Source organism: Streptomyces sp. SID4985 (genome assembly GCF_009863025.1).
Classification (GTDB): Bacteria; Actinomycetota; Actinomycetes; order Streptomycetales; family Streptomycetaceae; genus Streptomyces.
The window spans coordinates 1-10949 of sequence record NZ_WWIR01000027.1 but is presented as its reverse complement, the minus strand read 5'-3'; the positions used below and the strand labels follow the sequence as shown (position 1 = coordinate 10949).

The 10949-nt window shown below is 72.1% G+C and carries 10 protein-coding genes and 1 pseudogene; 5 read left to right on the top strand and 6 right to left on the bottom strand.

What is annotated here, in order from left to right:
* The 3 genes from GTW40_RS01110 to GTW40_RS01100 form a co-directional block, all read right to left on the bottom strand.
* Nucleotides 1–620: ABC transporter permease (locus GTW40_RS01110; protein WP_343245587.1), on the bottom strand; the 620-nt coding region annotated here is incomplete at its 3' end.
* A gap of 54 nt (nt 621–674) precedes the next feature.
* Entirely contained in the window at nt 675–1424 is a 750-nt protein-coding gene (locus GTW40_RS01105; RefSeq protein WP_161178250.1) for an ABC transporter ATP-binding protein, read from the bottom strand.
* Nucleotides 1421–1936, bottom strand: coding sequence for a PadR family transcriptional regulator (locus GTW40_RS01100; protein ID WP_161178249.1), 516 nt, complete (start codon nt 1934–1936; stop codon nt 1421–1423). The genes GTW40_RS01105 and GTW40_RS01100 overlap by 4 nt, the downstream gene beginning before the upstream one ends.
* Nucleotides 1937–2060: 124 nt before the next feature.
* On the opposite strand from GTW40_RS01100, the gene GTW40_RS01095 reads away from it, so the two are divergent.
* From GTW40_RS01095 to GTW40_RS01075, 5 genes are all read left to right on the top strand, one after another.
* The gene (locus GTW40_RS01095) at nt 2061–3326 is read left to right on the top strand and encodes an ABC transporter substrate-binding protein (protein ID WP_161178248.1); all 1266 of its coding nucleotides are present in this window, start codon (nt 2061–2063) and stop codon (nt 3324–3326) included.
* A 153-nt stretch (nt 3327–3479) separates the two neighbouring features.
* Nucleotides 3480–5093, top strand: coding sequence for a glycoside hydrolase family 13 protein (locus tag GTW40_RS01090; protein ID WP_161178247.1), 1614 nt, complete (start codon nt 3480–3482; stop codon nt 5091–5093).
* Between the two features lie 58 nt (nt 5094–5151).
* On the top strand, nt 5152–6480 hold the full coding sequence (locus GTW40_RS01085; RefSeq protein ID WP_161178246.1) for an ABC transporter substrate-binding protein: 1329 nt from the start codon (nt 5152–5154) through the stop codon (nt 6478–6480).
* 8 nt (nt 6481–6488) lie between these two features.
* Nucleotides 6489–7850: a sugar ABC transporter permease gene (locus GTW40_RS01080; protein WP_161178245.1), complete on the top strand. Its 1362-nt coding sequence runs from the start codon at nt 6489–6491 to the stop codon at nt 7848–7850.
* Nucleotides 7847–8686: a carbohydrate ABC transporter permease gene (locus GTW40_RS01075; RefSeq protein ID WP_161178244.1), complete on the top strand. Its 840-nt coding sequence runs from the start codon at nt 7847–7849 to the stop codon at nt 8684–8686. Before GTW40_RS01080 ends, GTW40_RS01075 begins: the two co-directional genes overlap by 4 nt.
* A gap of 84 nt (nt 8687–8770) precedes the next feature.
* Here the strand turns inward: GTW40_RS01075 and pgl are convergent, their stop codons facing one another.
* The 3 genes and pseudogenes from pgl to GTW40_RS01060 form a co-directional block, all read right to left on the bottom strand.
* Nucleotides 8771–9553, bottom strand: a complete 783-nt coding sequence (gene pgl / locus GTW40_RS01070) for a 6-phosphogluconolactonase (protein ID WP_161178243.1) — start codon at nt 9551–9553, stop codon at nt 8771–8773.
* Nucleotides 9550–10692, bottom strand: a complete 1143-nt coding sequence (opcA, locus tag GTW40_RS01065) for a glucose-6-phosphate dehydrogenase assembly protein OpcA (protein ID WP_161178242.1) — start codon at nt 10690–10692, stop codon at nt 9550–9552. Before opcA ends, pgl begins: the two co-directional genes overlap by 4 nt.
* A pseudogene (locus tag GTW40_RS01060) lies at nt 10689–10949 on the bottom strand (glucose-6-phosphate dehydrogenase); the annotation flags it as partial. The gene opcA and the pseudogene GTW40_RS01060, both read right to left, overlap by 4 nt.

The window sequence follows — 10949 nt, the reverse complement described above, 5'->3', positions numbered from 1 at the left end:
TAGTCGGTGTCGGCCGGGTCGGCCAGGCGCAGCCCGGTGACCTGGTAGCCGGGGGCGCGGACGGCGGAGGGCAGGGCCCAGACCAGGCCCGGCTGCTCACCCGCGCTGTAGCGGGGCTCCGCGCTGTCGGCGATGCCCTCCACGGTGAGGGTGCGGGCGGTGCCGGGCAGCGCGAGGGTGTCGCCGGGCTCCGCCAGCAGGGCGCGGGCCAGGCCGCTCTCCAGGACCACGCCGTCCGGCCGGGCGGCGTCGAGCCAGTGCCCGGCGGTGAGCAATGGGCGGCCCACGGAGGGGAGTTGAGTGGTCGCGCGCAGCTCCACGGCGGCCCGGGTGCCCCGGCAGGACACCGTGGCGGCCTCGGTGTCGTACGGCCCGGCGACCGCGCGCACCCCGTCCAGGCCGGTGAGCCGGGCGGTGTCGGCGGAGGGCGCGGTGTGCAGCCAGACGTGTGCGCCGTGGGCCTGGGTGAAGACGCGCTGCCAGGGGTTGGTGGCGTAGCCGAACAGGGCGGCGGCAAGGAGCAGGGAGGCGACGATCCCGGCGGTGGCGAGGGTCAGGAACAGCGCCTCGCCGCGGTGCGCGCGCAGATCGGAGTGGGCCCAGCGCAGGGTGGCACGCACGGGCTCAGCTCCTCGTGACAGTGACAGTGACAGCGGGACGGTTGCGCATGGCGGTCAGTCCCTCAGTTCGAGCACGCCCGAGGTGCCGGGCCTCGGGGACGGGGTGCCGTCGAGTGTCGCGTCGTCGGCGATGCGGCCGTCGAAGAAGCTGATCACGCGGTCCGCCGCGCTCGCGAGGCGTGCGTCGTGCGTGACCAGGACGATGCTCTGGCCGCGCGCGTGGAAGCGGGTCAGCAGCCGCATCACCTCGCGGGTGCCCTTGCTGTCGAGGCTGCCCGCGGGCTCGTCGGCGAGCAGCAGCGGGGGGTGATTGACCAGCGCGCGGGCCAGCGCGACCCGTTGCTGCTCACCGCCGGACAGCTCGCGGGGCATCGCGCGCTCCTTGCCGGTGAGTCCCAGCTCGGCGAGCAGTGCCTCGCGTTCGGCGCGGGCGCGCTTCGGAGGGGCGCCCGCGAGGAGGGCGGGCAGCTCCACGTTGTCCGCGACGGACAGGTTGGAGACCAGGTTGAAGAACTGGAAGACGATGCCGATGGATTTGCGGCGCTCCACCGCCCAGCGCGCCTCGCTGAAGGAGTCCGTCGGGCGGCCGTCGAGCAGGATGCTGCCCGCGTCGGGCCGCTGGAGGCCGCCGAGCAGATGCAGCAGCGTGGACTTGCCCGCGCCGGAGGGCCCGGTGACGGCCACGAACTCGCCGCGCGCCACGGTCAGATCGACCCCGCGCACGGCCCGCACCGGGGCGCCCTCGCCGTGGTGGGTCTTCTCCAGGCCCTCGGCCCGCAGTACGGGCGGCGGCTTCTCGCTCACTGAGGCCCCTCCAGTTCCTCCTGGCAGCGCTCCAGCCAGTCGAGGTCCGCCTGGAGATGCAGCATCGCGCCCTCGATGAGCAACTGGGCGACACGGTTGTCCCGGTCCTCGGCCGCCGCGAGGCGTGACAGGTCCCGCATGGTGTTCAGATAGCGGCGCCGCTGCTTGTTGATGAGGTCGATCTGGTCGGCGAGGCCGGTCCTCGGGGCCAGCGCGAGCTTCATGAAGAACTCGTCCCGCACCCGGGGCTCGCCCTCGGTCTCCTCGAACCAGACGTGCAGCGCCTCACGCCCGGCGTCGGTGAGGTGGTAGACCTTCTTGTTGGGACGGCCGGACTGCTCGACGTCCTCGCCCGCGATCAGCCCCGACTTCTCCAGGCGCCCGAGGGTCACATAGATCTGCCCGACGTTCGGCTGAGGGTACGCGGAGCCCAGCAGTTGCTCAAGGTCCTGTTTCAGCTCGTAGCCGTGGGCGGGGCCGCGTGCGAGGAGTGCCAGGAGGGGCAGGCGCACTCGTGCTGTCCTCCTGTCCGCCGAATGTGCTCCACCCCCTAGTATCGCGCATACCTAACGGGTATACATGGCTCGGTCCCGGGCGATGAGGCCCGGGGCGCGTGGGGTGCACGGGGAGGAACCTATGCGGTGGACGCACGCCGCCGGTAGGGGGCTCCTCGTTCTCGCCGTGGTGCTGGCCGGATGCGTGTCCTCCGGGGCCCGGGCCGACGGCGGAGGCGGGCGCGGACCGCTCACCCTGGCCACCGCGGGTGACCTCACCGGCTACCTCGGCCCGCTCCTCGCGGGCTGGAACCGCGCCCACCCCGCCGAGCGCGTCACCCTGGTCGAACTCCCGGACTCCGCCGACGAGACCCACGCGCAGATGACCACCGACCTGCGCGGCGGCGACCGGGGCCGCTTCGACGTCCTCAACATCGACGTCAACTGGACCTCCGAGTTCGCCGCGGCGGGCTGGATACGCCCGCTGCCCCCGAACCGCTTCCCGCTGAAGACCTTCCTGCCCCCGGTCGTCGACACGGCCACCTACGAGGGACGGCTGTACGCGGTCCCGTACGTCACCAACGCCGGCCTGCTGCTCTACCGCAGGGACGTCCTCGACAAGGAGGGCGTGCCGCCGCCGCGCACCTGGGCCGAGCTGGAGCACGACGCCCGGACCATCGCGCCCAAGTACGGACTCGACGGCTACGCGGGCCAGTTCCTGCCCTACGAGGGCCTGACCGTCAACGCGGCCGAGGCGGTGTACTCGGCCGGCGGCTCCATCCTCGGCGACGAGGGCACCCGCGTCACCGTGAACTCCGACGCCGCCCGCGAGGGCATCGGCTTCCTGGCCCGGGGCGTGCGCGAGGGCTGGATACCGAAGGCGGCCCTCACCTACAAGGAGGAGGAGTCCAAGCGGGCGTTCCAGGACGGCCACTTGCTCTTCCTGCGCAACTGGCCCTACGCCTACGCCGTCGCCTCCGCCAAGGGCTCCAAGGTGGCCGGGAAGATCGGCGCCGTGACGCTGCCCGGACCGCACGGCCCCGGCACCAGCGTGCTCGGCGGCTCCAACCTGGCCGTCAACACCCATGCCCGGCACCCCGATTCGGCGGCCCGGCTGATCGCCTACCTCACCAGCGAGCCCGTCCAGCGCCAGGTCCTCACCCGGGGCGCGCTGCCGCCCGTGCGCGCCGCGCTCTACCAGGACCCGGACCTGATCCGGCGCTTCCCGTATCTGCCGACCCTGCGCACCGCCGTGCTCACGGCCGCCCCGCGCCCCAAGAGCCCACGCTACGACCAGGTCAGCCTGGTCGTCCAGGCGGTCGTGCACGACGCGCTGACCGGTCGGCAGACCCCGGCCGCCGCCGTACGCAGGCTGGCGCGGGAACTCGACGCCGTGGCCAGCCGCTAGCTCGGCTAGCTCTTCTAGTTACTTGTTAAGTAACGCGCTCATATCGAAGCGCTTCACCCTGCCCGGTTAAGCCCCCTTTTGCCTGCCCTGCTTGGCGACACCGTGCGTTCTTCTCATTGACACCCCTGAGAAACAGCTACCTAACATGCATGCATGAAAAGGCACCACTGGTGGCGCGACGCGGTGATCTACCAGGTGTATGTCCGCAGCTTCCTGGACAGCACCGGTGACGGCGTGGGCGACCTCGCCGGAGTCCGCGCCGGACTTCCGTACCTGAAGAAGCTCGGCGTGGACGGCGTCTGGCTGAGCCCGTTCTACCCGTCGCCCCAGCACGACCACGGCTACGACGTGGCGAACTACCGCGACGTCGACCCGCTCTTCGGCGACCTCGCCGAGTTCGACCTGCTGATGGCCGACGCCCGGCGGCTCGGCCTGCGCATCCTGCTCGACATCGTCCCCAACCACTGCTCCAGCGAGCACCCCTGGTTCCGCGCCGCCCTGGCCGCAGGGCCCGGCAGCGAGGAGCGCGCCCGCTTCCACTTCGCCGAGGGACGCGGCCCGGACGGCGCCGAGCCGCCCAACAACTGGCACGCCATGTTCGGCGGACCCGCCTGGACCCGGACCGACGACGGCCAGTGGTACCTGCACATGTTCACGCCGGAACAGCCCGACTGGAACTGGCGCCACCCCGAGATCCCCGCCGAGTTCGAGGAGGTCCTGCGCTTCTGGCTCGACCGGGGTGTGGACGGCTTCCGTATCGACGTGGCCGCCGGACTCTTCAAGCACCCCGAACTGCCCGACTCCGACGACCCGGAGGCCGACGCCCGCACCCGCGACTCGGTCAACCCGCTCGCCTGGAACCAGCCCGAGGTGCACGACGTGTGGCGCCGCTGGCGCGCGGTCTGCGAGGAGTACACCGCCCGCGACGGCCGCGAACGGCTCCTGGTCGGCGAGGTTTCCGTCCCCACCGCCCGCGAGCACGCCGCCTACGTCCGCCCCGACGAACTCCACCAGGCCTTCTTCTTCGACCTGCTCGGCGCCCCCTGGGACGCCGACGCCTTCCGCAAGGTCATCTCCGAGGCCATGCGGGACATCGCGGGCACCGGCTCCACGCTCACCTGGGTCCTCAACAACCACGACCAGGTCCGCACCGTCACCCGCTACGGCGAACCCGCCCCCGGCGGCAGCGGACTCGGCGCCGCCCGCGCCCGCGCCGCCGCCCTGCTGATGCTCGCGCTGCCCGGCGCCGCGTACATCTACCAGGGCGAGGAGCTGGGTCTGCCCGAGGTCGTCGACCTCCCCGACGACGTGCTCACCGACCCCGTCTTCCACCGCACCGGCAGCCGCGCCCGGGTCCGCGACGGCTGCCGGGTGCCGCTGCCCTGGTCCGGACAGGCCAGCCCGTTCGGCTTCACCACCGGCGTCGAGGGCGTCAGGACCTGGCTGCCCCAGCCCGACTACTTCGCCGAGTACGCCACCGAGCGCGCCCTCGCCGACACCCGCTCCTTCTGGCACCTCTACCGCGACGGACTCCAACTGCGTGCCTCCCTGCCCCAGTTGGGCGACGGCGACGGCACGCTGCGCTGGCTCGACACCGAGCCCGGCGTCCTCGCTTTCACGCGCGGTGACGGCCTGGTCTGCGCCGTCAACTTCGGCACGGCGCCCACGACCGCGCCCGTCCCCGGCACCCCCCTGCTCGCCAGCGGCCCCTGCCCGGCCGGGGAGCTCCCCGGCTCCACCGCCGCCTGGTGGCTCGCCGACCTCTGATCCGCCGTCAACAGCACGATCCGCCGTCAACTCCCAACCCATCGAAGGGGCATCGACGATGATGCGACGACGTACCACCCTGCTCACCGGCTGCACCGCCCTCGTCCTCGCGCTCGGCGCGACCGCGTGCGGCGGCGACAAGCCCGTCTCCGCCGGGGGCGGCGACAAGGCGCTCACCGGCCAGACCGTCACCGTCGCCGGTGTGTGGTCCGGCAGCGAGCAGAAGAACTTCCAGAAGGTGCTCGACGCCTTCACCGCGAAGACCGGCGCCAAGACCCAGTTCACCTCCACCGGCGACAACGTCTCCACCGTCGTCGGCAGCAAGATCGAGGGCGGCAACGCCCCCGACGTGGTGATGGTCCCGCAGGTCGGCGTGCTCCAGCAGTTCGCCCAGAAGGGCTGGCTCACCCCGCTGTCCGCCACCACCCAGAAGTCGGTCGACTCGGGCTTCGCCCCGGTCTGGAAGAAGTACGGCAGCGTCGACGGCCACCTCTACGGCCTCTACTTCAAGGCCGCCCACAAGTCCACCGTCTGGTACAGCCCCGACGCCCTCGACCAGGCGGGCGTCAAGCCCCCCACGACGTACGCCGACCTGCTGAAGGCCGGGCACACCGTCTCCGACTCCGGGCTCGCCGCCTTCGCCGTCGCCGGACAGGACGGCTGGACCCTCACCGACTGGTTCGAGAACATCTACCTCTCCCAGGCGGGCCCCGAGAAGTACGACGCGCTCGCCGCCCACAAGCTCAAGTGGACCGACGCCAGCGTGGTCAAGGCGCTCACCACCCTCGGCACGCTGTTCAAGGACAAGCAGCTGATCGCGGGCGGCAGCAAGGAGGCGCTGAACACCGACTTCCCCGGCTCGGTCGAGAAGGTCTTCGGCCCCAAGCCCCAGGCGGGCATGGTCTACGAGGGCGACTTCGTGGCCGGTGTCGCCCACGACCAGTTCCACCGCACCATCGGCAAGGACGCGAACTTCTTCCCCTTCCCGGCGGTCGACGGCGGCACCGCGCCCGTGGTCAGCGGCGGTGACGCGGCGGTCGTCCTCAAGGACGGCAAGAACGCCAAGGCCGGCATGAAGCTCCTGGAGTACCTGGCCACCCCCGAGGCCGCCGCCGTCTGGGCCAAGGCGGGCGGCTTCCTGTCCCCGAACAAGAACCTCGACCTCGCCGCCTACGGTGACGACGTCACCCGTGCCACCGCCAAGTCCCTTGTGGGCGCCGGTGATTCGGTCCGCTTCGACATGTCCGACCAGGCCCCGGCCGCGTTCGGCGGCACCAAGGGCGCCGGTGAGTGGAAGCTCCTCCAGGACTTCCTGCGCGACCCCTCCGACGCCAAGGGCACCGCGGCGAAGCTGGAGTCCGCGGCGGCCAAGGCCTACCAGAACTGAGTGGCCCGATGACCGCCACCGTCCCCGTCAAGGAACAGGCGGCCCCGTCCGCCGCCGGGCCGGCGCGCCAGCGCCGCACCCGGCGGCGCGGCCGGGCGGTCGCCCTCCTCTTCGTCTTCCCCGCGCTGCTCCTGCTCGGCGCGCTCGTCGTCTACCCGGTGCTCTTCTCCGTCGGCCGCAGCTTCTTCGACGCCTCCGGCACCCGGTTCGTCGGCGGCGGCAACTACACCGAGATGTTCCAGGACCCGGCCACGGTGAAGGCCATCCGGAACACCGCCATCTGGGTCGTCGTCGCCCCCGCCCTGCTCACCGGGCTCGGTCTGATCCTCGCCGTCCTGGTGGAGAAGGTCCGCTGGGCCACCGCCTTCAAGCTGCTGCTGTTCATGCCGATGGCGGTCTCCTTCCTCGCCGCCGGGATCATCTTCCGGCTCGCCTACGACGAGGACCCGAACAAGGGCGTCCTCAACGCGGCCGTCGTCTCCGTCCACGACGCCTTCGCCGGAACCTCCTCCTACCCGACCGCCCGCGCCCGCACCGGCCACGGGCTCACCCCGGCCGCCGGTGGCGCGTACACCACGGCCGCCGGGATCTCGCCGGGCGGCGCGGGCGTCGTCCTCCCGATGGTCGGCGTCCTGCCCAAGGACCTGCCCAAGGGCGCCGCACCCGCACAGCAGCCGTCGGGCAGCGCCCCCTCCGGCGAGGTGCGCGGTGTCGTCTACCTCGACTTCACCCCCGGCGGGGGAGGGAAGCAGGGCCAGGTCGACGCCAAGGAGAGCGGGCTGCCCGGCATGAAGGTCGAGGCCGTGCGCGACGGGCACACCGCCGCCACCGCGACCACCACCGCCGACGGCTCCTTCCGCTTCACCCACCTCGCCGCCGGGTCGTACACGCTCCGGCTGCCCGGCGCCAACTTCGCCCCGCCCTACCAGGGCGTCTCCTGGCTCGGCCCGGCGCTGGTCACCCCCGCGATCATCGGCGCGTACCTCTGGATCTGGACCGGCTTCGCCATGGTGCTCATCGGCGCGGGCCTGTCCACGCTGCCCCGGGAGACCCTGGAGGCGGCCCGGGTGGACGGCGCGAACGAGTGGCAGATCTTCCGCCGCATCACCGTCCCGCTGCTCGCGCCCGTGCTCACGGTCGTCTTCGTGACCCTCGTGATCAACGTGATGAAGGTCTTCGACCTCGTCTACATCATCGCCCCGGGCCCGGTGCAGGAGGACGCCACTGTCCTCGCCACTCAGATGTGGCTGGTCTCCTTCGGCGGCGGCAACAACCAGGGCCTCGGCAGCGCCCTCGGTGTGCTCCTGCTGCTCCTGGTGATCCCCGCGATGGTCTTCAACGTCCGGCGTTTCCGAAGGAGTCAGCGATGAACGCGGTCCGGCGCGGCCTCGGCAACGGCCTGGTCCAGGCGTTCCTGGTGGTGGTCGGGCTGGTCTGGCTGACCCCGCTCGCGGGGCTGTTCGTCTCCTCGATGCGCACCCCCGAGGACACCGCCAAGGGCGGCTGGTGGACGGCGCTCACCAGTCCCGGCCAGCTGTCCTTCGACAACTACACGGCCCTGCTGAAGAACTCCGGTATGACGCAGGCGTTCTGGAACACCGTGCTGATCTCGGTGCCGACCACCGCACTGGTCGTCGTCCTCGCGGCGCTCGCCGGATACGCCTTCGCCTGGCTGGAGTTCCCCCTCAGGGAGCCTCTCTTCCTGCTGGTGGTCGCCCTGTTGGTGGTGCCGGTGCAGATCGGCCTGCTCCCCGTCGCCAAACTCTTCGGCCAGCTCGGCCTGTTCGGCACGATCCCCGGCGTCGTCCTCTTCCACGTCGCCTACGGACTGCCGTTCGCGGTGTTCCTGCTGCGCAACTACTTCGCCGAGATCCCCAAGGAGATGCTGGAGGCCGCCCGCATGGACGGCGGCGGCGAATGGCGGATCTTCACCCAGCTGGTGCTGCCCGTGGGACGCCCCGCCCTCGCCAGCCTCGCCATCTTCCAGTTCCTCTGGGTGTGGAACGACATGCTGGTCGCCCTGCTCTTCGCGGACAGCTCGTCCCAGCCGCTCACCGTCCAACTCCAGTCACAGATACGCCAGTTCGGCAGCAACATCGACGTACTGGCACCGGGGGCCTTCCTCTCCCTCATCGTGCCGGTGGCCGTCTTCTTCGCCTTCCAACGGCATTTCGTGCAGGGGGTGATGGCCGGGTCGGTCAAGTGACCGGCGGTCAACACACGGAAGGGCGGCGCGAGTCGAAACCCGCGCCGCCCCTGCGTGTTCTCGGCGGTTCTCAGCCCGCGGTTCTCACGGCGAAGCCGGAGGATACAGCGAACGCGGCAGGTCCTTCGCCGCGGCCGCGTCCAGCAGCCACAGCGTCCGGGCCCGGCCCTGGGCGCCCGCCGCCGGGGCCTGGACCTCGCCCGCGCCGGAGAGGGCCATGGCCACCGCCTCGGCCTTGTCCTCGCCCGCCGCAAGGAGCCACACCTCACGTGCCGCGCGGATCGCGGGCAGCGTCAGGGAGACGCGGGTCGGCGGCGGCTTGGGCGCGCCGTGCACGCCCACCACCGTGCGCTCGGTCTCCCGGACGGCCGGCAACTCCGGGAACAGGGAGGCCACATGGGTGTCCGGGCCGACGCCGAGCAGCAGCACGTCGAACTCCGGCACCTCGGCGTGGTCCTCGGGTCCTGCCGCCTTGGCCAGCTCCGCCGCGTACGCCTCGGCCGCCGCGTCCACGTCCGCGCCGTACGGACCGTCCGAGGCGGGCATCGGGTGCACCCGCGCCGGGTCCAGCGGTACGGCGTCGAGCAGGGCCTCGCGGGCCTGCGTGTAGTTGCGGTCCGGGTCGCCCTCGGGGAGGTAGCGCTCGTCGCCCCACCACAGGTCCAGGCGGCTCCAGTCGATGGCGTCCCGCGCGGGCGCGGAGGCGAGCGCGGCCAGCAGACCGTTGCCGTTGCGGCCGCCCGTGAGGACCACGGAGGCGTGGCCGCGCGAAGCCTGCGCGTCCACGATCTTCGTGATCAGACGGGCCGCGGCGGCCTCGGCCATCAGTTCCTTGTCGCGGTGCACGACCAGTTGCGGAGTGCTCACTTCGACGCCGCCTTCCTCGCGAGGGAGTTGGGGGTCGGCTTCTCCGCCGCACCCGCCCGGTCGGCCGCGGCCTCCTCGGACACGACCTCGGCCGCCGCCTCCTCGGCCACGACCTCCGTCACCGCGTCCTCGGCCGCGGCCTGTTCGGCCGCCGCCTCCTCCGCCGCGACGTCCTCGGCCACCACCTCGGCCAGACCCGTCACCGCGTCCTCCGCCTGCGCCAGCCGCTCCACGCCGTAGCGCAGCGCCGCCGCGTAGGTGTCGTCCGGGTCGAGCCTGCGCAGCTCCTCCGCGAGCAGTTCGGCGGTGTCCCGCCGCTTGAGCGCGACCGCGCGGGCTGGCTGGCCCGTGATGGCCAGGGTGGCCAGCGAACCGTCCGCGCGGTCCAGCACGATCGGCCCGCACGTGGTGTCCAGCCGGACGGCGGTGAGTCCGGGCCCCGCCGACAGCGTCCGCTTCACGGGCACCGCGAGGCGGTCCGCCAGCCACATCGCCAGCAGCTCGCAGCTCGGGTTGAACTCCTCGCCCTCCACCTCGACACCCGCGACCTCGCAGACCACCTGGTCCAGAGCCGCCGCCAGCATCGAGCGCCAGGGCGTGATCCGGGTCCAGGACAGGTCGGTGTCGCCGGGGGTGTACGTCTCGGCGCGCGCGGCCAGTTCCCGCACCGGCTGCTCGGCGGCATAGGTGTCGGTGACCCGGCGCTGCGCGAGCGCGCCCAACGGGTCCTTGGCCGGGTCCAGCGGCGCGGCCACCGGCCACCAGACGACCACGGGGGCGTCGGGCAGCAGCAGCGGCAGCACGACCGAGTCGGCGTGGTCGGACACCTCGCCGTGCAGCCGCAGCACCACGGTCTCCCCGGTGCCCGCGTCCGCGCCCACCCTCACCTCGGCGTCGAGCCGGGACGAGGTGCGGTCGCGCAGGCTGCGGGCGTGCCGCTTGATGACGACCAGGGTGCGCGAGGGGTGCTCGCGCGAGGCGTCGTTGGCGGCGCGCAGCGCGTCGTAGGCGTTCTCCTCGTCGGTGACGACGACGAGGGTGAGGACCATGCCGACGGCGGGGGTGCCGATCGCCCGGCGGCCCTCCACCAGTGCCTTGTTGATCTCTCCGGCGGTGGTTCCGGTCAGGTCTATCTTCATGGCCGGCGCCAGCTCCGTCCGTCTCGTGCGAGCATCTCGTCCGCCTCGGCGGGACCCCATGTACCCGACTTGTACTGCGCGGGCCTGCCGTGGGTGTCCCAGTACTCCTCGACCGGGTCGAGGATCTCCCAGGACAGCTCGACCTCCTCCGTGCGGGGGAAGAGGTTGGCGTCGCCGAGGAGCACGTCCAGGATGAGCCGCTCGTACGCCTCGGGGCTGGACTCGGTGAAGGACTCGCCGTAGGCGAAGTCCATCGA

What these genes read in the sequence shown, in the direction of transcription:
- GTW40_RS01095 (WP_161178248.1), top strand. Translation starts at nt 2,061, where the DNA reads ATGCGGTGGACGCACGCCGCCGGTAGGGGGCTCCTCGTTCTCGCCGTG.
- GTW40_RS01090 (WP_161178247.1), top strand. Translation starts at nt 3,480, where the DNA reads ATGAAAAGGCACCACTGGTGGCGCGACGCGGTGATCTACCAGGTGTAT.
- GTW40_RS01085 (WP_161178246.1), top strand. Translation starts at nt 5,152, where the DNA reads ATGATGCGACGACGTACCACCCTGCTCACCGGCTGCACCGCCCTCGTC.
- GTW40_RS01080 (WP_161178245.1), top strand. Translation starts at nt 6,489, where the DNA reads ATGACCGCCACCGTCCCCGTCAAGGAACAGGCGGCCCCGTCCGCCGCC.
- GTW40_RS01075 (WP_161178244.1), top strand. Translation starts at nt 7,847, where the DNA reads ATGAACGCGGTCCGGCGCGGCCTCGGCAACGGCCTGGTCCAGGCGTTC.
- opcA (WP_161178242.1), bottom strand. Translation starts at nt 10,692, where the DNA reads ATGAAGATAGACCTGACCGGAACCACCGCCGGAGAGATCAACAAGGCA.